Annotated in this window: 24 protein-coding genes, 1 tRNA gene and 1 riboswitch; of the genes, 14 read left to right on the plus strand and 11 right to left on the minus strand. The window is 40.6% G+C overall.

Annotation, left to right across the window (positions count from 1 at the left end; all coding sequences use genetic code 11):
- Positions 1–13: 13 nt before the first annotated feature.
- Together HUN01_RS05885 and HUN01_RS05890 are read left to right on the plus strand one after the other, a co-directional pair.
- Entirely contained in the window at positions 14–700 is a 687-nt protein-coding gene (locus HUN01_RS05885; protein ID WP_181930485.1) for a DUF6875 domain-containing protein, read from the plus strand.
- Positions 701–705: 5 nt separating this feature from the next.
- A complete protein-coding gene (locus tag HUN01_RS05890) occupies positions 706–1170 on the plus strand; it encodes a CYTH domain-containing protein (protein ID WP_181930486.1) in 465 nt (154 codons plus the stop codon).
- 1072 nt (positions 1171–2242) lie between these two features.
- Here the strand turns inward: HUN01_RS05890 and HUN01_RS05895 are convergent.
- Complete coding sequence (locus HUN01_RS05895) at positions 2243–3349, minus strand: IS630 family transposase (protein ID WP_181929500.1); 1107 nt, start codon at positions 3347–3349, stop codon at positions 2243–2245.
- A gap of 141 nt (positions 3350–3490) precedes the next feature.
- Here HUN01_RS05895 and HUN01_RS05900 point away from each other — a divergent pair, with 141 nt between their 5' ends.
- On the plus strand, positions 3491–3970 hold the full coding sequence (locus tag HUN01_RS05900; protein ID WP_181930487.1) for a DUF2808 domain-containing protein: 480 nt from the start codon (positions 3491–3493) through the stop codon (positions 3968–3970).
- 330 nt (positions 3971–4300) lie between these two features.
- On the opposite strand, the gene HUN01_RS05905 is transcribed toward HUN01_RS05900, so the two are convergent.
- Positions 4301–4804: a 2TM domain-containing protein gene (locus tag HUN01_RS05905; protein WP_181930488.1), complete on the minus strand. Its 504-nt coding sequence runs from the start codon at positions 4802–4804 to the stop codon at positions 4301–4303.
- A gap of 154 nt (positions 4805–4958) precedes the next feature.
- Positions 4959–5768 (minus strand): creatininase family protein, encoded by an 810-nt coding sequence (locus HUN01_RS05910; protein ID WP_181930489.1) that lies wholly within the window; start codon positions 5766–5768, stop codon positions 4959–4961.
- A 261-nt stretch (positions 5769–6029) separates the two neighbouring features.
- Here HUN01_RS05910 and HUN01_RS05915 point away from each other — a divergent pair, with 261 nt between their 5' ends.
- Both HUN01_RS05915 and HUN01_RS05920 read left to right on the plus strand, forming a co-directional pair.
- Entirely contained in the window at positions 6030–6746 is a 717-nt protein-coding gene (locus HUN01_RS05915; protein ID WP_181930490.1) for an ROK family protein, read from the plus strand.
- Between the two features lie 824 nt (positions 6747–7570).
- Entirely contained in the window at positions 7571–8125 is a 555-nt protein-coding gene (locus HUN01_RS05920; RefSeq protein ID WP_181930491.1) for a peptidoglycan-binding domain-containing protein, read from the plus strand.
- A gap of 68 nt (positions 8126–8193) precedes the next feature.
- Here HUN01_RS05920 and HUN01_RS05925 read toward each other — a convergent pair whose 3' ends face one another.
- From HUN01_RS05925 to HUN01_RS05945, 5 genes are all read right to left on the minus strand, one after another.
- A complete protein-coding gene (locus HUN01_RS05925) occupies positions 8194–10614 on the minus strand; it encodes a sucrose synthase (RefSeq protein ID WP_181932575.1) in 2421 nt (806 codons plus the stop codon).
- Between the two features lie 1679 nt (positions 10615–12293).
- Entirely contained in the window at positions 12294–12875 is a 582-nt protein-coding gene (locus HUN01_RS05930) for a hypothetical protein (RefSeq protein ID WP_238846017.1), read from the minus strand.
- Between the two features lie 18 nt (positions 12876–12893).
- Positions 12894–14174 (minus strand): LbetaH domain-containing protein, encoded by a 1281-nt coding sequence (locus tag HUN01_RS05935; protein ID WP_181930492.1) that lies wholly within the window; start codon positions 14172–14174, stop codon positions 12894–12896.
- A 184-nt stretch (positions 14175–14358) separates the two neighbouring features.
- On the minus strand, positions 14359–14586 hold the full coding sequence (locus tag HUN01_RS05940) for a hypothetical protein (protein ID WP_181930493.1): 228 nt from the start codon (positions 14584–14586) through the stop codon (positions 14359–14361).
- Positions 14587–15171: 585 nt separating this feature from the next.
- A tRNA-His gene (locus tag HUN01_RS05945) sits at positions 15172–15244 on the minus strand.
- 125 nt (positions 15245–15369) lie between these two features.
- Between HUN01_RS05945 and HUN01_RS05950 the strand changes: the two genes are divergently transcribed.
- The 8 genes from HUN01_RS05950 (at position 15370) to HUN01_RS05985 (ending at position 22588) form a co-directional block, all read left to right on the plus strand.
- Positions 15370–15753, plus strand: coding sequence for a DUF4359 domain-containing protein (locus HUN01_RS05950; RefSeq protein WP_181930494.1), 384 nt, complete (start codon positions 15370–15372; stop codon positions 15751–15753).
- Between the two features lie 213 nt (positions 15754–15966).
- Positions 15967–16716, plus strand: a complete 750-nt coding sequence (locus HUN01_RS05955; protein WP_181930495.1) for a sirohydrochlorin chelatase — start codon at positions 15967–15969, stop codon at positions 16714–16716.
- Positions 16713–17492: a uroporphyrinogen-III C-methyltransferase gene (cobA, locus tag HUN01_RS05960; protein ID WP_181930496.1), complete on the plus strand. Its 780-nt coding sequence runs from the start codon at positions 16713–16715 to the stop codon at positions 17490–17492. The genes HUN01_RS05955 and cobA overlap by 4 nt, the downstream gene beginning before the upstream one ends.
- A gap of 274 nt (positions 17493–17766) precedes the next feature.
- Positions 17767–17924: riboswitch (cobalamin riboswitch) on the plus strand.
- Between the two features lie 22 nt (positions 17925–17946).
- Positions 17947–18378 carry a DUF1636 domain-containing protein gene (locus tag HUN01_RS05965; RefSeq protein ID WP_181930497.1) on the plus strand — a complete coding sequence of 144 codons (432 nt, stop codon included), beginning with the start codon at positions 17947–17949 and terminating at the stop codon, positions 18376–18378.
- Between the two features lie 175 nt (positions 18379–18553).
- Positions 18554–19291 carry a cobalt-precorrin-6A reductase gene (locus tag HUN01_RS05970; protein WP_181932577.1) on the plus strand — a complete coding sequence of 246 codons (738 nt, stop codon included), beginning with the start codon at positions 18554–18556 and terminating at the stop codon, positions 19289–19291.
- A gap of 133 nt (positions 19292–19424) precedes the next feature.
- Entirely contained in the window at positions 19425–19913 is a 489-nt protein-coding gene (locus HUN01_RS05975) for a PEP-CTERM sorting domain-containing protein (RefSeq protein ID WP_181930498.1), read from the plus strand.
- Between the two features lie 385 nt (positions 19914–20298).
- Entirely contained in the window at positions 20299–21177 is an 879-nt protein-coding gene (locus HUN01_RS05980; RefSeq protein ID WP_181930499.1) for an inositol monophosphatase family protein, read from the plus strand.
- A 430-nt stretch (positions 21178–21607) separates the two neighbouring features.
- Complete coding sequence (locus HUN01_RS05985) at positions 21608–22588, plus strand: 2-dehydropantoate 2-reductase (RefSeq protein ID WP_181930500.1); 981 nt, start codon at positions 21608–21610, stop codon at positions 22586–22588.
- 285 nt (positions 22589–22873) lie between these two features.
- Here the strand turns inward: HUN01_RS05985 and HUN01_RS05990 are convergent, their stop codons facing one another.
- On the minus strand, positions 22874–23650 hold the full coding sequence (locus tag HUN01_RS05990; RefSeq protein WP_181930501.1) for a class I SAM-dependent methyltransferase: 777 nt from the start codon (positions 23648–23650) through the stop codon (positions 22874–22876).
- 34 nt (positions 23651–23684) lie between these two features.
- A complete protein-coding gene (locus HUN01_RS05995; protein WP_181930502.1) occupies positions 23685–24374 on the minus strand; it encodes an SDR family NAD(P)-dependent oxidoreductase in 690 nt (229 codons plus the stop codon).
- A 136-nt stretch (positions 24375–24510) separates the two neighbouring features.
- Between HUN01_RS05995 and HUN01_RS06000 the strand changes: the two genes are divergently transcribed.
- On the plus strand, positions 24511–24681 hold the full coding sequence (locus tag HUN01_RS06000) for a hypothetical protein (RefSeq protein WP_181930503.1): 171 nt from the start codon (positions 24511–24513) through the stop codon (positions 24679–24681).
- A gap of 136 nt (positions 24682–24817) precedes the next feature.
- Here the strand turns inward: HUN01_RS06000 and HUN01_RS06005 are convergent, their stop codons facing one another.
- The gene (locus HUN01_RS06005; RefSeq protein WP_181930504.1) at positions 24818–25483 is read right to left on the minus strand and encodes a nitroreductase family protein; all 666 of its coding nucleotides are present in this window, start codon (positions 25481–25483) and stop codon (positions 24818–24820) included.
- Positions 25484–25656 lie beyond the last annotated feature (173 nt).

Consider the following 25656-nt stretch of genomic DNA (forward strand, 5'->3'; position numbering starts at 1 on the left):
TTCACTCAAGATCATGCAACTCTATACAACTCGTGAAATCGAACAACTCCAGCAACATGAAGACCTTCCTTACTTAATTGAAATTATGGATTGGGTGAAAAATTTTTTAGGAAGACCTCATCCTAGCTTAGGGAGAACCGGTGCAGTTTGCCCTTTTGTACCTTTATCTCTCAAGTCAAATACTATTCGTCTGGCAGTTATTCGCACAAAAGATTTGTATTCAGAACAATTAGAAGATGTTGTTGGACGCTACCGAGATATCTTTCTTGAAATGGATATTAAAGAGCAGGAATTAGCAATCAATAAAGCTTTTTTACTTATCTTTCCTGACGTTCATATAGAAGACGCTACTAAACTAATAGATAGTGTCCAACAAAAACTTAAACCTTTGTTTGTTGAGTCAGGACTGATGATAGGAGAATTTCATAAACGTAATGACAGTCCTGGTTTGCACAACCCAAACTTTCGTCCACTTCGTAGCCCTATTCCCTTGTTGGCTATCCGGTTTATGGTTGAAGCTGATCTTCCATTTCTTCAGAGTCCGACTGATCCACGCTTACGTATTCGGTATCTGGAAGCTTATTTAAAGCGCTTTGGTAATAAATTTATAGATGAAACAAAGTTTAAAAATGCTCATCAAGCATTGACTTTAGCGAAAGAACAACTTCAAAAAGAAAATTTACTGAGTTATTGCACATAAATAAAATGGCCAAAGAAATAGAGCGGAAATATTTAGTGAGAGGAGATAGCTGGAGAGGATTAGCTGAGGGTAGTGTCTATCGTCAAGGATACATTGCCACACAGGACAAAGGGACTGTACGTATACGTATAGTAGGAGAAAAAAGTTATTTGACAATTAAAGGCCCTAATATTAAATATTCCAGATTAGAGTTTGAGTATCCTATTCCTCTTGAAGATGCTCAAGAAATACTTGAAACATTGTGTGAACGTCCCTTTATAGAAAAAATCAGATATAAAATAGAGTCGGGCGGTTTAATTTGGGAAATAGATGAGTTTGATGGTGTTAATAAAGGATTGATTTTAGCAGAAGTTGAACTCAGTGATGAAAACCAACAAATTGAACTACCAACCTGGATTGGAGAAGAAGTTTCTGATGACTTCAGATATTTCAACAGCAATCTAGTAAAACACCCATTTTCACAATGGTAATGGTCGAAATATTGGTGATAAGCACACCCCTATGGGGAAGCAAGCTACACGCACCATCTCTTATATAGGAATCATATTTGATTTCTGAAAAAAGCTCGGTAGTCTTGTAGTAGCCTGTCTAGGCTAAAATGGTGCAAAAAAATTGTAGGTTGGGTTGGAGGCTTTGCGTAACCCAACATCCTTATATATGTTGGGTTACACTCCGCTCCACCCAAACTACGTCTAATGCACTATTTGGCCTACACAGTCCACTACGTGCATTTCAAAAATCAAATACTAGTCCTCTAGAGCAATACAGTTCAGTTAATACTGTTTCTTTGTGAAGCTGCATATAATTCACCCCTTCTAACTCCCCCGATGCATTGGGGGAGAACAGGATATTTCCCCCCTTTGCAAAGCTACGGTGTACACACAAGTCCTAAAAACCTAGCTTGATAAGCATTTCCTCCTTCCCAGTCGGAGACTGGGAATGCATTCATTGAGTCAGAGACTCAATATCTGACTAGTACAGCACGGCGGAAATAAACCACCCATTCCCAATCAATAAAACCCTTACGCTGTCTTCATTTTTAATTTTTAATTTTTAATTTTTAATTCCGCCTTGCAGTACTAGAGGCAGAGCGGGAATTGTTTTTTCAGATAATTTACTATTTATAACTACAAAAATCTACCGACTTAGAGATGTATGCAATAAGTAAACTACGGTAAATATATCAATTTATAGGTGTTTTTGTGTAGTTAAAGCCCAGTAAAATCATCGACTTTTGAGTGAATTTACTAATGAAAATTCCAGCAAAATTAGTAATTCATTTAACTTTAACTATCTGTTTTTTATTCCTGGACAACTTTAAATTGCGTGCTAGAATTACAGCAAAATAGCCTAATAAATAGCCGATAAGCTTGATTACATTTGCTGATTTTAGAGTCTGTAATCATGCGTTTACTCAGGCTTAAATATAGGTGTTTGAAGCAAGACTCAAGAATTTGAGTCTCAAAGAAAAATCATTGAGGTAAAAATATAAATTATGAAGTACGTTACTAATTTTTTTAGTAAGCTGTTACGCAGCTAAATTTAATAAACAGCATTACCTTTATTTTTAATTTTGCGTTCCCATTTAATAATAAGACCTCCTTCATTTAACAATTTATTTAACAACTCTTCTAGCTGTGATACTGACTCGAACAATCTATGAGCTATATATTCTTTTGCTGAATGCCAAACCAATTCAATCAAATTATAATCTGGACTATAAGGTGGTAGAAATTCCAGGATAATATTTGGCATTTCTGCCTTGATACGAACTAAAATATCTTTTCTTTTATGGAAGCTGGCATTATCTAAGATAATCACTATTTTCGCAGAACATTTATTGAAAGTCTCAATTCTATTTCCTTGCTCTATCCATTCTTGCAATAGAAAATTATTCAAAGATTGAAGCTGCTCATAAAATACATCGGCATTTCCTTTTTTAATCACAAAATTCATTCTCTTCTTGTCGTGATAACGTAACCCTCCCATAATATTTACTCTTCCTCTTCTTCTTTGACCTGTGATTTGTTTCCTTGTACCTTTCTTACCCCAGTTTTTTCTTCTTATCACTCTTAAACTAAATCCACTCTCATCCCAAAACCATACCTGTAAACGCTCTGGGGCTTCCTTTGTTATTCTTAAGTATTCTGACAATTTTTCTTTAAATGCCTTACGCATTTCAGGATTCTGTTTGTCCTCTAGGCTGTATTTTGCCCAAAGGTAAACGTACTTTTTTCGCTCTAATATTCTCCCAACTTGTGAACCACTTAACTTAATTCCTGTTATCTTTTCGAGGTATGTAGCTAGTCTTGCTGCTGTCCAACGACCAAATTCATACCCATACTCTAGTGGCTCTTTTTCAATTATTTCTAATAATAAATCCTCATATTCTTTGGTAACTTTGCGGAAGTTCCCTTCTCTTCTTCCATCTAAAAAACTTTCTAGGTTATCTGGATCGCCGTGAACTGCCCAATATGCTACTGTTGGATATGCAATATCTAAAAACTTACTAATCTCTTGATAAGTTTTTCCATCATTCATTAATAATAAAATCAGAATCTTTTCTCTTACGTAGGGATTTTCATGCTCTTTTAGCGTTTTTAGTAGCCTTTCCTTCTGCTCTTGGGAAAGATGATTTTTTGCTGGCATAGATGGCTGATACTAAATTAATTACTTAATCTAATATTATACAATCTAGCTGCGTAACAGCTTACTCTATTTGTTGTCAGTACTGGACTATATTTAGTACCTCATTCGGTAGCCAATGCAGTTACCCTAAGTAATGGCGCGTTGGCGCAGCCCAACCTAGGCATCGCCTTTACCCAACCACCGCGTTTAGTTAGTGCAAGCACTCCATACACCGATACAAGTGTTTCGGATACGACGTACTATTTCACTTTAGAAGTGCCAGCCACTGCTGGAGAGCCGTTGCAGCAGGTTACCTTTAACCAGATTCAGGGGACTGAAGATATTAAATTTAATCAGAAAGATACTTTTGCTTTTGAAGGTACACGTAATAGCCAAGGTTCAAAATTGCCACTTAAAGCTGCAAAAGGCGACAAAAAACAACAGACTTTCACAGTAATTTTTGATACTCCTGTCCAACCAGGAAAGACAGTTACTATTGGTCTACAAGCTTACCGCAATCCTTTTTATGATGGCGTCTATTTATTTGGTGTAAAAGCTTTTCCCTCTGGTGAGCAAACCGCTGGTCAATTTCTCGGCATCGGTCGCTTGCAATTTTACGCACCCACAACTACAGAGAATTAATCTTATCTAACCTATTCGACGTAGAATCTGCTCTTTTAACCATTCAGGACAAGAATCATACTTGTCCTTTACTTTTTTGAGAAAGTTTTCGCCACAGACTACATTTTCTTAAAGAGAATATCAATAAATTTTAATAGCCTCTTGTTTTTTAGCCATTTGATTCCCAACTCGACTTGTGTATACATGGTAGCTTTTTAAGGGGGGAACCAGAATCAAAATCCCCCAATTTATCGGGGGATTTAGGGGTATCTAAAATTTTTGATACTGACAAGAGGACTTTTTAAACATCCTTTACGAGACACGACACAGACGCTTACGCCAGAAAATCTCCTAAGCCTGCAATGCCTTAAACCACTTATTCAAAACTGTGCTGATGGTTTTCTTGATTTGATGGTTGCGACTCCACTTTTGGAATGCCATTTCATACTCTTCACCTTTGGTTTGAAAGGTATTCCAGACATCCAGCCCTACAGGTAATCCGCAGAATAGTAAAATATACAGCGACCAAGAAATTCCGCCACCAGCAATTAAATCAACCAGTATCAAAAAGCCATTGAAAATTGCATAATTGCCTATACGCTTCTGAAATCTTCTGATACGGTATGTGTCAAAAGCTTTTCGCTGTTGAACTTGGCCCTGTTGAACTACCCAATCACGCTCTGCTAATTTTAAAGATTCAGGTGAAATTTCTAACTCAGCAGCAATTTCTAATATCTGTTCATAAGAAAATTCTGTGTCTTTGTCATCAGCTTGACGAGCGATCGCTAAGTGCAGAATTTGCTGAACATCTTCTTGGCTATAAGAGCGGAGGCTCTTGGGTTCAAATGTCGTCATAATTCTTTCTCTTAATATTACTTTCAATAGAAATTTGCTACCCGATAGATTTTCAGCAGCGACGCTAGTACTATTTCCATTATTCTTACATTAGCAAATCTAGATGCTGTCCTGCATTGAATGTATTGGATTTTTAACTTTGAGTAAAAAGCTTCTATCCCTCGTCTACTTTTGATTGTCGATAGGCATAAATATCTTGAATAACTTGTACCCAACCGTTAGAGACAGATTCGAGGATGCGATCGCCTTTTTCTTTTGTTGCGGTAGTCGCATCGCCAATTACTCCACTTTTACTGATATCTCGCGTCACCCAAGCCACAGGTAACTTACCCTCCCAACTCAATAAACTACTTTCTGACTGTTCTGGTGGATATTCTGCAACAGCTTTCTCTAGCTTCACTTGTTCTGGCAAAATCGATAACATAATGCTAGTTTCAGCGTCTCCAGCGTGCATTCCTAGCGCTGCCTCTTTCGGAGTCAATAAATCTTTAGTTATATGAGGCACGCGCCAAGTAAACAAGGGGAATACCAAAAAGTCATCATATTTAACGTGCAAATCTCGCGCCGCCATTTGCATAACTTGGGGTTGTCCGCCGTGGGAGTTCATTAACACCAGTTTTCTAAAGCCAGCCCGGTAAATACTTTCTCCCACTTCCATAATGATTGCCGTGAGAGTTGCCGTACTCAGGGTAATCGTACCGGGAAAGTGCCAGTGTTCGTTAGATTTGCCATAATAAAGATTTGGTAAAGCATAAGCGGGAATACTGGCATCCAGCTTTTCCATTGCTTTTCCCAGCACCCCCACACCGATCGCAGCATCTACAATCAAAGGCAAATGAGGGCCATGTTGCTCAATTGCCCCTACTGGCTGGATGATTACCACATTCTCCTTATCTGGCATTGCCTGAATATCAGTCCAGGTAAGGTAGGGAAAAAAGCGTTCTGGTGGAATGAAGCTATGCATATTAGTTAAATTTATATTTTAGGGCATTGGGAATGGGGTATTGGGAATGGGGCATTGGGCATTGGGCATTGGGCATTGGGCATGGGTTATTTATTCCCTTGTCCCTCTTATCTCCCTTGTCTCTCTTCTCCCCCATGCCCCATGCCCCATTCCCCATTCCCAATTCCTAATATAAAGACTCTCCAAACATCCAGATATTATCAAATTCAACAGAGCATAATAACGAAATACCAAGCCAAGCATTAACAAGGATGTAACTCAATGGTTGAAGAAAATGGATCGATTCGTACCCTATCGGTTGATATTGGCGGTAGTGGCGTTAAGGCAATGGTTTTGGATATTACGGGGCATCCTGTAACGGAAAGGGCACGTTTAGATACACCCCAACCTGCTACACCGGAGGTTGTAATTAATGCAATTGTTGTGTTGGCGGCGGCTCAAGGTGAATTTCATCGCGTTTCGGTCGGTTTTCCTGGTGTGGTGCGGTGTGGAGTCACAGAAACAGCGGTAAACTTACATCCAGATTGGATCGGATTTGATTTGGAAACAGCATTATTAAAACATTTAAACAAGCCTGTGCGGGTGATTAATGATGCAGATATGCAGGGGTTTGGTGCGATCGCAGGTAAAGGTCTAGAAATGGTGATTACTCTGGGTACGGGGTTTGGTTCGGCTTTATTTATAGATGGTAAGCTGGTGCCGAATATGGAAATGGGGCATCATCCGTTTCGCAAAGGAGAGACTTTCGAGCAGCAGTTGGGGCGTGCAGAGTTAGAAAAAATTGGTGATAAAAGATGGAATAGGCGTTTAGAAAAAGCGATCGCATCCTTGCAACATCTGTTCAATTATGATTACCTTTACATTGGCGGCGGTGAAGCTGTGAGAGTGAATTTACAGCTACCGTTAAATGTCAAACTCATCCCCAATATCACTGGTTTATTAGGTGGTATTGCTTTGTGGCGAGATGAGAAAAGGTAAAAAGTTTTTCAGTATCCATAACTAGGCGTACTAAGCGATATCTAACGACTGGCTACGCCTACACGTATTTTTTTAAGGTGCTTCTTTTCTCAACATTTAAAAATGTTATAAAAATTAACACAAGCTAGGCAAGAGAATTGTATAAAAAAATTCAGTGCCCCTATGTAATTTTGTCGTGCAGTAGTTTAAACTCTAGTTAAAATTTAAGACCGTGCAACAATGTTGTGCGGTTTCATTATCTTGAAGCTAAAGTATGCGCTTTCCGAGAAAAATTTCCTAAAAAAGTTGATATTTAGGAATTATGCCTGAAGACTTCCAGAGTTACTGAATTCTGATTTATGAATGCTGACTTCTTCTTCAAAATAACCTCTGAGAGAGGACAATTTTTTTGTAATTAACAATTGATTGTTGTTATCAAATGTTGCATTGATCAATGATTAAAAAACTGACTAAGTGAATGCAGCAGTATTTTTTGTGGCAGTATAAATATGATAAAAGCAGCATCAGCATACCAAGCACCAGCATAAGACAACTAGGCAAATTTGTTTCATGACATTCCCAGATGATCATATAGTGTGTTATTGTCTAAACCGTTGATTTAAATATCATATCTGACATATTGATGGCTGGATTAAAGATAAAAAAAGCACAAAGCTAATAATATTAGTCTGATTAAACGCAATAGGAGGTGAGGAAACATGAGCCTGATAATATTATCTGAAAAAATTAGTACATGATTTTTTTATTTGGTCAGTATGAACTATCCCGGACAACAGCAATGTTGTTAGTTAAAAGAAATATTGCTTGAAGTAAAATGAACTACAATGAGTGAAATTGGCCTGATGATGACGGGCGTATTAACAATAAGACAAGCATCTGGGGCCAATTTGCCACAGCAGCAATTATTTCAGATGGAAAATGACGTAAACCAGTCAAAACAGAGTCAGTTAGAGATGACTGCTCAAGTCACACCACCTGAATTCATGCAGACAGATGAGGTTTCCCAGACTTCTCCCTCAGCGATCGCACTAACAAAAGAACACATACTTAAGAAAATCGGCAAAAATAATCAGTTTCTAGCTTCTTCTAACTTAGGTCAGCCTAAGAAATATGCTCAGGCTGGAGGTAGAATTCGTGTAAAGGCTACAGGACGGTTCCAGAAGTTTAGTAGCCAACCTATGCCGACTCTTTATTTCGGTAGCTCTGGTGTTGCTGTTAGAGTCTTACAACGGCTGTTAGTGTCTAATGGTTATACCGTCAGAGTGGATGGGATTTATGGCGCACTGACAGAGACTGCTGTCAAAGCCTTTCAAAATCAGCGGAATTTATCAACAGATGGAGTAGTTGGTCAACGAACCTGGCGGGCATTAACAATTTAGTCATTTGTCCTTAGCCCTTAGTCCTTGGCTAATGACAAATGACAAATGACAAATGAAAAAATGACAAACTATCGATACTGATGCTGCTCTAATAGCTGTTGCGCTCTTGGCTTGTAAATTAAATAGAACAAAGCCTCAATGTACCGCAATAAATCTTCCCGATTTTCCTTCGATGTAAAGTTCCAGAAGCCGTAAATCCGTGCTAATGATAACAGCTTGGTAGTGTGAATTTTCCAGGTATAAGTGCTGTAAACCCGGTCAATTCCTCGCAAAGAAATTTCATTCCAATAGTTAGGATTTTGTTCGCATTTAGTGATAAAATCCACTATTTTTGTGGCTGTTTCTTCTAAATTCGTTGGGTTAATGTAGAAACCATTAACCTTATCTTGAATAATCTCCAATGGGCCGCCAAATTGTGTAGCAAAAGTAGGTAAGCCTGAAACCATCGCCTCTAAAATTGTCAAACCAAAAGCTTCAAATAAAGCTGGTTGGACAAAAACTCCCTGATGATCGGCAATCACTCGGTAAATTTCACCAGAATCATTTTTAGTCAGGCGCACACCCAGCCAACGAATCTTTCCGTGGAGATTGTACTGATCAATTATTTGGTAGAGTTTGATAATTTCGTCACGTTCTTCGTTGTCGCCTGATTCTTCGACGCGCAATTTACCCGCCACCAAAATTAAGTTGCAATGCTCCTGTAATTCTTTACTTTGACCAAAGCATTCAGCTAAACCCGTGAGGTTTTTGATGTGGTCAAGACGCGCCATTGAGAAGAGAGGGCGCTTGTTAGGATCGTCGAGTTTGCCAAATATTTGCGTGGGATCTTCCAGAGTAAAGAGTATTTCTGCTAGGCGTTGGCGATCGCTCTCCACCCGGTCTTTAGTCTGGGTGTAGGGGAAGTAATTATTTTCGTTTACTCCAGGCGGCACGACATTAAATTTGGGACTAAATAATTCAATGCCATTGGTCACATGATACAACTCCGGCATAGTGAAACACTTATAAGACTCGTACTGTCCCACACTATCCGGTGTTCCGACAATTTCTTGGTAGGTGCTGCTGATCACAAAATTGGCAGCATTCATCGCAATCAAGTCAGCTGTGAATTGCAAAGAAAAATGATATTTGTCCTCTAATTCTTGCCAGTAGAGGTTACTGAACAAGTATTTAGATTTTTCCAAAGCATGGGCAACATTACATTGGGTAACTTTCAATCGTCGCGCCAGCAAGAATGCCACTAAATTTCCATCAGTATAGTTTCCAACTATTAAGTCAGGTGTGCCGTGAAATTCTGCGCGTAGTTCTCTTTCTGAGTCAATGGCGAAAGTTTCTAGATAAGGCCAAAACTCAAACCGAGAAATCCAGTTTTGAGTCATGTTGGGATTAAATTCCCGTAAAGGTACTCGCAAAATCCAAGCGTTTTCGGTACCATAAACTTTTTCCAGTCGTTGATTGCACAAAGTACCATCACTGTTGGGAATTAAGCGGGTGAGAATAATCACCTTTGGCTCAACATTCAATCCCTCTAAGCCAGCTAGCAAGACATCTTCTTGTAGCTGCTTCTCTAGACTCTTTGCTTGGTCAAGGACGTAAACCACCTGACCGCCGGTATCGGGACGCCCCAAAACGCCCTCTTGCCCAAACCAACCGTGAGCTGACACCAAGACGATTCTAAAAATCATCGGGATGCGAGAAATGAAAGCTTCTAGGGTTTGAGGATCGGCAGAATCAATCAATTCATCGAGAATATTTAGGGTTTCCCGCACTCGCCCTGCGGTATTACCCCAACCTGGCTCAAAACCCATTGACTGCAATTGGAATCGGAATTGTTCGTAGGGTTCTTCTTCGGGGCGATTATTAACAAAACCGATAGCTTTTTTTACTTGCTCGGAAAGTTGCTGTTGTGATTGAATGCGATCGTTGATTAGCAGTTGCACACCGTTGTATTGGTGCAGCCGCAAGAAATTCAATAAGCTGTCCAGCAATTGTTTGGAGTCTTGAAATATTTTGCTGGATAGATAGCGGTTGAGAAATTGTACTCCCTTACCAATATTTTTGGGGTCGCGGATGACTGGGGTGTAGTCATAAAACGGGCCGAAATCCAATTCTAGCAAGCCGCCGTCGTTAGGATGAGATTTGTCCACCAAGCGATCGCGCAAATCCAGCAAATCCTGCACCGTCATCGGCTCAATGCTCAAGTCTGATGTCAACCAATAAACTTCTTGGCTGGCAATCTTAGAACGGATAATGAAACAGAAGTTTGAGTCCTCCTGAATTATTTCCTGAGTATAGTAAATAAGTTTGCCTAACTCCGAGGAAGTATAAAAAGATTCAGGCTTCTGGGACTTAGAACAATACTCACTATACACATTGAGTATGTCGTTCCGCAGCAAGTATTTTTTATCTTGTTGGCGTAATTCACTAATAAAGGAACGTAAATCACTTCTTTCTTCACTATCTAAGACTGCTTGAAGCAATTCAGACATGGCAACTCCACTAGATAACGATGTTTGCATTGTTAACTTTCAAGGTAAGACAAATAATTCTCTACCTTTTCTTAAACAAGATATAAACATGAAATAACACAGATAAATTATATTTATCTGTGTACCTACAAGTATAGACTTTTCAGCAGGCACTTAAATCATGTTCTACTTTACTTAAAGTATCTATGACTCAGTATTTTTGGATCTAACTAAAGGAATACAATTGTTATTTCTTTTGATAGATGTTAGTAAATAACTGCATAATAATATTTTGGGCGCAATCTATCATGCCCTCAAATTCTTGATTAAACTTGATTATATCAACAATTTACATCTATCTGATTATCAGCACACCGATAAGGTCAATATTTATCTCTCAAGCTCGGTAAGACTTGTAAATCAATACTTATTTTATTTTTTTAAAATGTTAACATTCCTGTACTTATAGGACTAGTTTTTAATTTTTGAAATACACGTAGGGTATGTTAGCGCAGAAAATACGGCAGCAAAAGCTTAAAATAGTTCGTTACGCTCCGCGAATTAAAATCAATTTTTGTTCAGAGATAGACTAATCTGGATTTGCCCTAGTTATAATTTCAGCAAGGTTGTTTAAATCTGGTTGATTTATATGGCTACCAATACACATAAGTTAACAACTTCCGATCACAGTATAGGCAACATTCTGATTATCTCTTTGCTTGCTTTCTGTGGGCTGACTGTTATCATTCTTCTAGGCATTTTCTAACAGTTAAATGTGTGTTCAAAAACTTCTGATGCTCATGTTAAAATTCCCGACTTTTCCAAAAAGTCGGGAATCTTGATATAAAAATGGCAATAAACTTACTCTTAAAAATAAGCAAGCTACGCAGAAGTTCTCGTAGAGAAGTGACTGATGTTCACGAAGAAGGGAAAAGGGTAAATAAGTTGAAGGGGGACACTATCCGCTTTTTCGGTCAAAATTCATGCTGAATTCTGACGACTGACGCCTCTATTCTGTTCGATAATCGAAGCCAAAGTCTAAAACTTTGATTTCATCAAGACTTAAAGCTTTATTTTCTAATAGAAACTAAAATTTATCAAGAAAGGCAGAGGGCAGGAGGCTCAGTTGGCAGAAGGGAATACTGCTTCCTGCCTTCTTCAAAGACAAAAACTGGAAAACAAAGCTTCGCAACTCTTTCGGTTATTACATTCTCTCAAAAGGAGAAAACAGGGCTAAGTCTAAATATTCAAGCGACCTGTAGTAAACATTAGATACGTTTGCCCTGCTACGGATAGAGAGATTGCTGCTACTGTTTTTGATTCCTTCTGATAGGCGCAGAAACTGACCTCGTTCTTAATTGGAGTAAGTGCTGAGTCAGGTCGGATTGAGTCAGCAAATGTAATATGGCTGGAGTACAACAAGGACAAAACAATGGTTCAAGGGGAAGCATGACTATTACTGTCTCAGATTTGTATATTGAGTTAGGCATTTATGGTGTATGTACTAACGACACCATGTATATGTCAATATGCTTGGGTTAAGGGCTAATTGTACAAAATTGTGGGTTTTCGATCGCAAATCTCATTGACCCATTGCGTTCCCAAATAGCAAAAGCTATTCTCATCAGAGAAAATCTCCCTTTTATGAAGGACAAGCACCTTTACTAGGGTATCCTCGCGCTGGGATTGCACCACAAACATTAGAAAAACTCACTCTCAGTGCTATCGTTGGTACCACAAGCGCTATCACAGGTATGCTGAGTACCATTCAATTCAGAGGTAGTAGTTGCACCGACTGCCATTACTTGAGACCATTCACTAACGCGGTTGTTATCTAAGACGGCTCGCACTCGATAACCAAGCTGAATTTTATGCATTAGCAAGATCAAATCACGGTTGAGTAATCCTTGTGATTTTTGGTTTTCATTAGATGCAGCTTGTATACGAAAGCAGCGATCGCTTTGACGTTTCAACTTTGAAGACTTCCCTTCCACAAGCACCGTTTGTAGTTCGTACTCTTTAGCTTCAGGATATGCTTCCCAGCAAAGTTGCCAGTAAGTTGACCAGCGAATTAAGTCTGGTGGTAATTCCTCGACTTCATCCGACAATGTAGAGACAAGTCCGGTGACTGAAGGTTGTACAACTTGAGGCTGATTTGAGGTGATTTCAGCAGCTATAGATGAACTGTCATCAACACCTAGTATCAATCCGAATATCAAAGTGAACAGCGCAATCAATCGTAGGCATTGTAATTGCACCGACAATATTTTCCGATTCATCATGATGCGAAAGTCAGTTGCTTACCACTCCACAGGTAAAATCAGGTTGCCGTTGTCTGCATAGATTGTTTGAGAACGGATATGCGTTCTGGGAGCTACTGTAGAGTTGAATACTGCGCTTCTTCGCCCAATTGCTGATCTGTTACCAATGCTGGCGCGGAATATAACAGAGTTCGGCCCTAACCCTACGGCATCACCTATGCTAGTTTCGGGGCCATTAGCAACACCATTGACAATCTGCCTACCGCCATGAACTAGAGCGCGAGGCCCATAACCAACTCCATTACCAAGAGTCAAACTAGTAGTCTCTAAAGCGTGAAAGACAACATCGTTTGCCATCCCAGCAATTGACCCAACATTAAAAGGTTCACCTTCATCAGCACGTAGCGAAATTCTATTAGCTAGATTGTGGTTGAGTGTTGCTAAAGAATCTTGGAAAGTAAGATTACCGATAATTCGGTTACGATAGTTAGGATTACGAGTTGGAGTTCCACCTATCTGCGGCAGACCTCCAGAGTTAAAGAAGGTGACGGGAGCATAATTAATTCCTGTTACGTTGGTCAAGTCTGCTCTGGCTAAGTCTGTATATCCATTGGCAAATGCTTCATTAACTTCAATGATGCCTTCCATTAATGCAACGTCGGCTTGTGTCAAGTTTGCCACCTTCCCTAAGATGCCGCTAGTAGCTTGTAGGTTTGTTGTAACGTTTTTACCAGGCAAGACAACTTTACCAGCAGGTAAGGTGACACCAGGGCCAACTCGCGCCAGAAAGTTTACTACTGTGTTTCTTTCTATAGTTGCACCATCTATTTCACAGTTGAAAGCGAGAAAAGTCTCTGGAACAGTGTTGCTAAACTGAGTATTGGTAACTGCGTCGGTAAAAGGCCCTGTGGAACCTTGAGTACCAATTTTAGCTGCACCTTTGACAATGGCCATGTGTGCCATAATGACACGCTCGCCAATCTGCACTCCCGTTCCTGAAGCTGTGATTTTCACTTGGTCTTGAGCATTAGAATCTGCTGCAATACTAATAGGAGCATTAGTAGCATCTAACTGGGCAAATGGAGCAACGTAAACTTTTTCGCCCAAGGTAATATTTGTGGGATTGATGATTGTTGCTGTTGGGTCAACAAAACTAGCTGATTCGGAAGGTGCGGTACTTGGGCATATAGGTAGGTTTCCCACAGTTGGATTACAAGTTCCGCCAACAGCAAATGCGGGTTGTATACATATCAGTGTGCTGATGGCAAATGCTAGGATAATTGCATTTAAGGCACTAAAAATTGTGCGAGGTTTGAACATAGCAAGAAAAGTCCTCACGGGTTATGGAATATTTGGCTATGGGATAATCTGCGTTAATAAATGAAAAATTTATTCAGGCGATGTCTGGCAACAAGACGCAGAGCATCTACACAGGCTGAGAAATTACCAAAAACTACACTGCAACAGCCTCTATTGAGACTCCTTTTAGGTATGAGACCAAGAATTAACCGCCCCAAAAACCTGCCAAATTGAAGAATATTTGTAAGACAACTGACAATAAAAAGCCTAAAAGCGGCACTGAAATTGTCGTTGTTGCTCCAGCAACTGCATCATTGTAGACAGTCTCCCAAGCATCTGGCCCGCTAGTGGAACTACCATAGACTTTAGTACTCACAGCTAACGTTAAGCTAAGTACACTCAAACCAGCTAGTATTACGCGACGTTTTAACATTATTCCTTGTTACCTAATAGTTCGCCAAGTTTATTAGGTAAGGTAAAGCGAAAAGGTACAGGACATACTTAAACTTTTCGGTTTACCTAACTTAATAACTTTCAAAGTTAATCAAGTACAAATTGCTACATACAGCAATTAACAGTCTATTGTAATCTTATTTGCTGTTTAACACTAGAGTTTTAGGTATTGAAAAAATCTATGGAAATAATAAAAATAGTATTAAATTTATAGTGGAAAACTGTATTCGCAAAAAAATAATTTAATTAAAAAAATCATCTATCTTAAGGAATAAAATTAGATTAATTGCTAGTGAAAGATAATCAGTATAGGTAAAAAATAATTTAAATTCTATCTTTGGGGGGATCAATATTTAAGCTGTATACTAATTTTCATTTAGAAAGTAGATTAGCTTATATACATCAACTTCTTGATAATATAAGCTAATTAATCATCGTGGATTTGTAACCATTCCAAGTCTATGAACTTATAGACGACAGATTCTTGCTAAAGTGATGGTTATGAAAGTTCAGAACCACAACCCACCTTTTATAGGAATATATGGATCATTATGGAATTATATAGGGCGAACGATGGGAATTGAACCCACGAATGGTGGTACCACAAACCACTGCCTTAACCACTTGGCTACGCTCGCCATTCAACAATTTGAATTATAGCAATAATTTGGCTAGCGATCAAGAGTTTTTATTCAAGGAACGGACTCAGTTGATTTAGAGTCTCTGGAATCTAACGATTTACAACGAATTTAACTTGGCAAACATGAAACCATTGACCATCATTGCATATACTGGAGCAGCAGCAGGACTCGCCGCCTTGGGTGTGACAATGGCGAAGACCAATCCCAGTCAGGTTGAATATGAAAAATATGCAGTACAAAGGTTGTCAGAATATTTAAAAACCGATGTATGCAAAAATACTACGAATATTATAGAAAATTTAATCCGTTTTAATTGTGATAAGTTGGTTGACTCGGCTAACCCGCAAATCCAAGAAATTATTGCCAGGACTACAGAAAGACAAAATTACATGATTTTTAGCGTTTACCGTACAGATTTAAAAATAAGTTCTTGGATACCTTCTTATAAATTTGAAACAGTGGGAGCTTTTGATCAATTTTATACTTACACTGCTGAAGAACAATAAGTCAAGCAGAAGGGGGAGAATTTGAAGAACAAGTCAGAATCCAAAATTCAGTATTCTTCTTCAATAATTACCAAAGAAGAATTCAGCAATTCCTGAGCCAGAATCCAGAATGGATTCTGAATTCTGTCTTCTGACTCCTTCTCATCAGGGTATCTATATACCCCCCAACTTAATATTAAGTAAGAATAGTAACTGAAAGTTCAATTTTTGCCGATGTCATCTGCCTATCTCTTAGTATCTCACGGAAGCCGCGATCGCCGCCCAGAAATTGCTATGCAGCAACTAGCAGGGCTGGTATGTAATCAATTGCCAGAAAATCTCAACTCATTAAATAGCGAACATCTGGTTGGTGTAGCTGCTTTAGAAATGAGTCCTCAGCCTTTACACGAGCAGATTCAACAATTTGCTAAGAGCGCTTTTGGCGATGATCGCAAACTACCTCAAAACGATCAGCGCCTAAAAATTGTACCGCTATTTCTGCTGCCGGGAGTGCATGTGATGACAGATATTCCCGCCGAAGTAGCCCTAGCACAACAGGCTATTGGTGAAGATATCATCATTGAGTTGCAACCATATTTAGGCTCTCACCCCAATTTAGAGAAATTACTGGCAAAGCAAATAGCTGCGACAAAAGCAGAAGCATGGATTCTCTTAGCTCATGGTAGCCGTCGCGCAGGTTCTCAAGAAACTGTGGAAGCAATGGCGGCGAGTTTGGGAGTAGTGGCTGCTTATTGGGCTGGGCCTCCTAGTTTAGAATCACGGGTGAAAGAGTTAGTAGCTGCTGGTTATAGAGAAATTGCAATTTTGCCATACTTTTTATTCGCTGGTGGAATAACTGATGCGATCGCGGCCTCAATAGAGGAGCTAAAATTACAATTTTCTGCGGTGAATTTCCAATTGGCGCAGCCCTTGGGAGCAAGTGCAGAATTAGCCGAGCTAATTTGGGATTTAACAGATAAATGAACCGCACAGAGAAACAGGAGAACAATTATTTGGGAAAGGTTTATTTAGTAGGTGCGGGGCCAGGTGATCCAGGTTTAATTACCCTGAAGGCCAAAGGTTTGTTGGAATGTGCAGATGTCGTTATCTATGATGCCTTAGTGAGTCCGGCAATTCTGGCAATGATTAATCCCCAAGCCGAGCAAATTAATGCTGGTAAGCGGAGGGGAAAACATTCGCTGTTCCAGGAAGAAACAACTCAATTGCTGATTGAGAAAGCGCAGGATCATGCAATTGTAGTACGGCTAAAAGGTGGCGATCCGTTTATTTTTGGTCGCGGTGGTGAAGAGATGGCAGAATTAGTCAAAGCTGGAATATCAACGGAAGTAGTGCCCGGTATCACATCGGGAATTGCAGCAGCAGCTTATGCAGGTATACCTTTGACGCATAGACTGTATAGTTCGTCAGTGATATTTGTAACTGGTCATGAAGCAGCAGGTAAGTATAGACCGATAGTGAATTGGAGTGCGATCGCTCACGGTTCCGAAACCATTGTAATTTATATGGGAATTCACAATCTGCCTTATATTGTCGAACAATTAAGTTTAGCTGGGTTGAATTTAGAAACGCCCATTGCTTTGGTGCGCTGGGGTACGCGCCCCGAACAAGAAGAATTGATTGGTACTTTGGAGACAATTGTAGAGCAGGTAGAGCAAACTGGATTTGGTGCGCCTGCGATCGCAGTTATTGGACAAGTAGTGAATATGCACAGTATTTTGTCTGGTTGTCGTCCAGTTTGATGTTGGCGCAAAGCTTGTCGTTTCGTATTCTCCGATAACCCTAGTACCGCAAGGCGGAATTAAAAATTAAAAATTAAAAATTAAAAATGAATACAGCATAAGGGTTTCGTTGATTTGGAATGATTGGTTTATTTCCGCCGTGTTGTACTAGTGATTTATCGCATTAAATATCATGAGTTTGTAGTAAGCACTTCAGTGCTTAAAAATCCAGGACTAAAGTCCTTACTACGAACTTATTCATTCCTCGTAACTAATGCGATAGACCACTAGTGTATGATCGATAAGGTTATTCGGTTCTGGTGGGAGTCAGCTACCAGAGGTAACGGGGAAAGTTCGGTGCAAATCCGGCGCTGTCCCGCAACTGTGAACTAATTTGAGATTAAGGAACCAAATTGAGTGAGTCAGGATGCCCGCCGAAATAGATTTATCAGTTTCACATATCTGCGAGGTACAGATGACTACGACTGTAAATATTTCCCCAACCAATCCTTTGGGTGTTGCTAATCATACTTTATTTGTTTGTAAAACCTGTGCCAGTGTTTGGCAAAATGGAAAACGCTTAGGCGAAAGTGGTGGTGAAAAACTTTTACACCAACTTCAGCAGCTTGCCCAAGATTGGGACTTACGAGATGAATTTCCGATTCAGGAAGTTGAATGCATGAGTGCTTGTAATCGTTCTTGTGTAGTCGCCTTTGCTGCCAAAGGGAAATTAACATATTTATTTGGTGACTTAGCAGTTGATGGTAGTGCTTCTGCGGTGCTGCAATGTGCTAGTCAATACTATGCTAAAGCAGACGGTTTACTGCCTTGGTCAGAGCGTCCAGAAGCACTAAAAAAAGGTATTTTGGCAAAAATTCCCCCTTTATCAAAACAGAATTCAGTATGAATTCTGTACGAGTGGCGGATAGAGTTAAGCAAAGCAAATCCGCGAGAGTTTGAGTATAGATTAAAACCTCTTTCACCGTGGGCAAAAATAAATTCAAATATTCTTCCTTGAACCTATCCGTTTATGGGTAGAGTATTCTGAATCCTGAATTCTGAATTCTGACTCCTTTTTAATGATGCGCGTTTTGATTCTAGGTGGGACGGGAGATGCGGCAGAACTAGCTGCCAAGGTTGCGACTATCCAAGGGTTAGAAGCAATCACATCTCTAGCTGGCCGCACCCGTGAACCGTCAATACCGTTGGGGGATTTACGGGTTGGAGGTTTCGGTGGGGTGGCGGGGTTGGCTAGCTATCTGCGAATCATGCAAATCGACTTATTAATTGATGCAACCCATCCCTTTGCGACTCAGATTTCCTTTAATGCAGCAGATGCCGCAACGGAAGTTGGAGTCCCCCGTCTGATGTTAATTCGTCCGCCTTGGGAAAAAGAAAGTGGCGATCGCTGGATTGAAGTTGATCGCGTTGAAGCCGCAGCAACAGCACTGCAAAACCAGGCACAGCGGGTATTTTTGACAGTGGGTAGGCAAGAACTCGCTGCCTTTGCTTATCTAGAGAAAATTTGGTTTCTAATGCGGATGATTGACCCTCCTGGCGATGAAGCTTTAGTACCACCGGGAATGGTATTGTGCGATCGCGGGCCATTTACTCTCAATAATGAAAGACAAATCCTGATTAATAACAAGATTGATACCATCGTGAGCAAAAATAGCGGTGGCGATGCAACAAAGGCCAAGATTATTGCAGCGCGAGAACTGGGTGTAAAGGTTGTTATGGTAAATCGTCCACCTATCCCGCCAGGAGAACAGGTTAGTAATGTTGATGCTGCTTTAACGTGGTTATTTGATCGCTGCTAAATGAAGAGTGCTGAGTTCCAAGTGCTGAGTGCTGAGTGGGTAAATAGGCAAGATTGATAATACTATCTTTACTTAATTTCCGTATAATACACGGGAACCTTCTACAAAATCCGCGATCGCACTAACGACTTCCATGAAAAATCTAGCTCTATATGCCATAGTCCTCGCCACCACTTTTGGATTAGTTTTCGGGACAATGCCAGCCGCCTCTGCTTTAAGTTGGAACTGGAGTTATTCTGGTACTGGCATAGCGGCAAACGGTACTTTCACCACTAATGACACCCCTAACAATTTAGGTTTTTACCTGATTACTGGAATTACTGGTACACGAAATGGTGAAATAATTACTGGTTTGCAAGCGCCTGGGACTCCAATGCCAGGAAACGAACCTTTTGATGTTGATGATTTAATTAGTCTTAATACTCAGCAGTTAACGGGTAAGGGTTTTGCATATTCCACTTCGGAAGGAAGTTATTCTAGTCCATTTTTCGCTAGTTTTTTGTCCAAACCAGGTTATCTAGAGATGTTTTCTGCGCCAACTAAACCAGGTTTGAAAAATTTAGGATTAGAAGATAGTGAATTACCCATTAGTTTTTCTGCGACCATAATCACCATCCCTTAACCCACTTCTATTTTTAGCTTACGCGTAACAAGCTATCCAAATTCACTCAGAAAAAGCTCGAAAAAGTTTCCTAAAACCATCAATAACAATTCAAAATCCTACCCTTACAGGGAAGCAAGCTACGCATAGGATCTTGTAGAGAAGAGATTTTCAGATGGGAATTTAAAGCCTGACTGAAACTTTAGCTAGGTGTTGACATTCGGTCTTAAAGCCTTAATTTTACGATAAAAATTGCGATTCTCTCTATAGTTTCTTTGAGACAAACAGATTAAAGTAATATAGCAACGGTGGTATCATTACATCCACATGATACCGTAATTTTGTCTAGATATAGAATTCTATCGCCCTGTCAACGGTAGATTATTTCTGAAAGGAGTTTGCTGCAATGTCCACAAAACCAACTACTCGATTAATTTTGGAGACTTTACTCCCCCATCTCAAAGTAGCAGCAGCCTATGCCAATTTTCTTCAACCAAAAATTGCTGCACTTCCCGCCAAAGAACAAGCAAAAAACTTTTTTGCTGCTGCACTTACTGATGCGGATGTGGCTATTCAAAACCTGGTAGAAGTAGTATTGCTGGGCACTTTCCCAGATATTCGCTTTTATGGCGAAGAATATGAAAGTTCTAACAACACCAAATATTTTCGCGCTATCGAACTCGGTTCAGAAGGTGATTACTTAGTCACGCTTGACCCGATTGATGGCACGAAGTTTTATATGGATGGACATTCTAATTATCAAATTATTCTCAGTATTTTAAATTCGGATGACTTTGAAGCAGTAATTGCCATTTCTCCTGCCCAAAACATTTATTTTTACGCCCTTCGAGGCGAAGGTGCTTTTAAAGGGACGCTGGAGATGAACTTAGAAGCCTGTGCCCCGTTACATATAACATCCGCCAAACCTTCTATTTTGTTGGGATGGGGAATGAATGCGATCGCACATTTACTAAAAGATCGATATAAAGTAATCGATATAGCGACTGATTACTCTAGTGATATTCAAATTCCTAATCTCAATGGTATTCTCAGCGGTGATTTAAGTGGAGCAGTTATTAAATCGGGTAAATTTCTTGATAGTGCTGCACTCGCTTTTATTGCGAAAGAGGCTGGCTGGATTGTAACTACTCTGGACGGTTCGCCTTTACCGCCACTGCATACTTGTAAAAACTATAGCCTACCTGGATTGATAGTAGCTGCTTCAAAATCTGTTCATCAAGACTTACTGTCAGCGATGCAAAGCCTAGCGGCTAGTGAGTGCTGAGTGCTGAGTTAGAAGTAATGAGTTAGAAGTAATGAGTTAGAAGTAATGAGTTAGAAGTAATGAGTTAGAAGTAATGAGTTAGAAGTAATGAGTTAGAAGTAATGAGTTAGAAGTAGTAGTTGTGAATCTTCCCCACTTTAAGGCTACGGTGTATACACAAGTCAAAAAAAGCTTGATTTTTCATTGTTCTCTCGTTTATCTCGTTCCCATGCTCTGCATGGGAATGCTCCTCGTTGAGGCTCTGCCTCCAATCTGGTATTGAGTCAGAGACTCAATGAATGCATTCCCAGTCGGAGACTGGGAACGAGGAAATGCTTATCAAGCTAGGTTTTTAGGACTTGTGTGTACACCGTAGCACTTTAAGGTGGGAAACTCACTACTTGGAACTGAACTGGATACCGTCTTCCACGATCTATATTTTTTCGACAAAATGAAAATCTGTATTGTTGGCGCGGGCGCGATTGGTGGATATTTAGGGGCAAAACTGGCACTGGCAGGTGAAACAGTGACCGTGATTGCGCGTGGTTCTCATTTAGAGGCAATTCAAAAAAAAGGACTAAAGTTGGTCATGGCAGATGGTTCCAGCCAAATTGCTACTCCATCTTTGGCCACTAGTGATATCCAGTCAGCAGGGCCACAAGATGTAGTAATTTTAACTGTCAAGGCTCACAGTGTTCCTGCGATCGCACCTTTTCTTCCTGCACTCTACAATTCTCACACGATGGTGGTAACAGCCCAAAATGGCGTTCCTTGGTGGTACTTTCGTCAATATGGCGGTGAGTATGAAGGTACGCGGATTCAATCTGTTGACCCAGATGGGATTATTGAAGCTAGTATAGGTGCTGACCGCGCCATCGGTTGTGTGGTTTACCCGGCAACTGAGATAATTGAACCAGGTGTAATTAAGCATATTGAAGGCGATCGCTTTACTCTCGGTGAAATTGACGGCACTAAAACCGAACGCATTCAATTATTGGCACAGACTTTAAAACAGGCAGGATTCAAAGCACCAATCCGTAATCAAATTCGCACGGAAATTTGGATCAAATTGTGGGGTAATGTGGCATTTAATCCCATTAGTGCCCTGACTGGTGCTACTTTAGAGGATATTTGTCGCTATCCCCTCACTCGTGAACTAGCGCGACAGATGATGATTGAAACTCAAGCGATCGCAGAAAATTTGGGTATAAAGTTTGGTATTACTTTGGAACAGCGAATTAATGGGGCAGAAAATGTTGGTGCCCACAAAACCTCAATGCTACAAGATATTGAAGTCGGACGCCCCACTGAGATAGACGCTATTGTTGGCGCGGTGGCAGAATTGGGAAAACTCACTCAAATCCCCACACCTTATATTGATGCTATTTATGCCAGTGTCAAGCTGTTGGAGGCGACCAAAGTGAGAATTTGACCAACGCACCCATCATTAAGGTAAGGGACTTACAACTTACAAATAAATATCTCATTGCTATGTAGGCAGGGGGGCAGGGGGGCAGGGGGGCAGGGGGGGGCAGGGGGGCAGGGGAAGCAGGGGAAGCAGGAGGAGCAGGGGGGAGCAGGGGGGAGCAGGGGGGAGCAGGGGAGGAAGAATCTAACGATCATCTGCGCTCCCAAAATTGAATAATTTAATTTCTGGAAATTTAAAATACTTAAACTGACAACCTTAGCGCAGGGTTAGCGACTGTGCGTAGCCTCATTACGAATTAGGTTGCGGTGATTTGGCGATCGCAGCCCAAACTCTATGATGAACTTCAAGAATTGGTGTGGGATATCTTGCTTCGAGTAATTTTGCCAATTCCTGGTCAAATACTTCTACCTTTTCTGGTGTCAAACTGGCTCCCACACCGGCACTAGCACGAATTCGCCCCCGCCAAGCCTCATGTGTATAAGGTACAAATACATCGTAAGAAAATGTGCGGATTTCTCTAAATCCTCCTTCGCCAATATCTTGTAACCACAGGGGATACAATCCATTACCGCCGCCCAAATTCCATGCTGGATTGTGAGCTTTGATCAGTTGTTCTGTGGCTTCAACTACATTACCTTTTAAGGGTATCCAATCAAAATGAGCGATCGCGATCGAGCCATTTCCTTTCAAGATCCGAGTAATTTCTTGGACGGCACGCGGACGATCAAACCAATGCCAACACTGTCCAGCTGTCACCACATCTGCACTTGCATCTGGTAATTCGGTATTCTCGGCAGTTGCAACTCGATAATCTACTTTGAGTTGGACAGATTCAGTTAACTGTATGGCTTGTTCTAAAAGTGACACTGATGGGTCTATACCAATTACATAAGCACCCCTATCAGAAAAACCCCGCGCTAGTGTTCCTGTTCCTGTACCGAGGTCAACAATATTCTGCCCTGGTAAACCTATACCATATTCAGACAGTTTGTTGAATAATGAACTGGGGAAGCCAGCGCGGTGTTTTGCATAATCAGTAGCAGTTGCACCAAAATCAATTTTCATACCTTCAAAACTCTTCTTGTAACAATTGTCTAGGCTAGAAATTCTCTACCCACGGACGTAGTTCTACTTCATAAGTCCAAGCACTGCGGGGTTGGTGGAGGATATTGAGATAAGTTTGAGCGATCGCATCCGGGTCAAGAGTACTATCAGGATTATCCACTGGATCTTGGCGGACTGCCGAACGAATTCCACCATCAATCACGAAATGCGCCACATGGATATTTTTTGGTGCTAATTCTCTAGCAATACTCTGAGCCAAACCGCGCAGTGCAAATTTACCCATTGCAAAGGGAGCAGACAGCGGATAACCTTTAACACTGGCTGAGGCTCCAGTAAAAAATATAGCACCGCCACCAAGTTGCAAAAACCTTTTGGTAGCAGCTTGGGCTACAAGAAAGCCACCATAAGCAGTGATATCTAGGGTTTTTGCCACCTCACCAGGGTCTAGATCAACAAGAGGCCCCCGCACCCGAAAACTAGGATTGTAAACGACAACATTCGGGGAACCGACTTTATGATCAATATCAATAAATAACTGTTCTACTTCATCGGGCTTTGAAGCATCAGCGGCGAAACTAACCGCCCCAATTTCACTGCTCAATTGAGTGAGTTTTTCAATTTGGCGAGCCGCTAAAGCTACGGTAAATCCTTCTTTGGCAAATAGGCGAGCTAAAGAAGCGCTCAGTCCATCACCTGCACCGACAATTAAAGCTGTTGTTGCCATATTTTAAACCTGTAGTGCTTATTCTGCCTAGCTTAAAGCTTTTCTTAATGCCATTCGATTAAAACATTCATAGATTAAGAATTGAGCGTAACTGAAGATAGTTGTGAATCTAATACGGTTCGGTTAAGGTTTTTTGATGAAAATTCTAGCTCGCAAAGACGCGATGAATCATTACAAAGACGCGATAAATCGCCGTCTCTACAAAGGACTGATTATTGTAGAGACGGCGATTCATCGCGTCTCTTGTCTTAACCGAACAGTATTGGGAGTGGTGGAGCAGAGATCAATATCTAAATTGATCGAGTAGGTACTTGTGAATGACTATTAAAGACTCATTCACGAGTCTTTGAGCTTCGTTGATGAGTTTTTGAACTCCATTAATGAGGCTCAGAAATCGACTTTTTTACCATCTTGTCTTATGCCCCATACCAATTTAGGAAAATTTATCCTGCATAAGGATTACCGATTCTATCCACAGAGACGTTGGAGGAGAATGGCAGACGACCTGGATTTAAGCGTGGCTCGGCTGCATAACCAACAGGAACAACAACAGCGATCGCTAAATCTGGATTATCCCCAGCCCCAATGACTTCCTTTACCTGATCCTCAACCCAACCGTTCATAAAACAAGTGGATAATCCCAGACTTTCTGCTGCTAACACCAAATGGGTAGCGGCAATAATGGCATCTTTGATGGCATATTCGCGTCGCTTGTCGCCTAGCCCAGCTTGAAATTGCGGGATGGCGGCTTTGAAATAGTTTACCGTGCCTTCATTCCATGCTCCAGTTTCGGCAGCTTGCTCTAGAATTGGGGTTAAGTTTTCTTCACCGGCATTAGGATCGGCGGCAAACACAAAGGTAACAGGTGCTTGGATAATTTGCTGTTGATTCCACGATGCTGCTGCTAGTGCGGCCTTTTGTGCGTCATCTTGCACAAGAATAATTTGCCATGACTGGATATTAAAGCTGCTGGGTGCTGCCACGGTTAACTCTACTAGTTGCTTGAGTAGTTCTGGGGCAATGGGGTCTGTTGTAAAAGTTTTGATGGAACGACGTTTAGCGATCGCACTCGGTACATCTAAAGGTTGGGTTTGGGTGATAGGACTCATGAGATTCTCCTGATAGTTGAGTGATGACCAAATAATTCGTAATTCCTAATTAGGATACAAGCCAATATATTTATTCATGAAACAAAAATAAAAATTATCGAACAGAATTCAGGAGTCAGGAGTCAGAATTCAGTTGGGTATTCTGAATGAAAAAGCGGATGAATAACCGACGT

The sequence above is a fragment of the Nostoc edaphicum CCNP1411 genome (assembly GCF_014023275.1).
GTDB lineage: Bacteria > Cyanobacteriota > Cyanobacteriia > Cyanobacteriales > Nostocaceae > Nostoc > Nostoc edaphicum_A.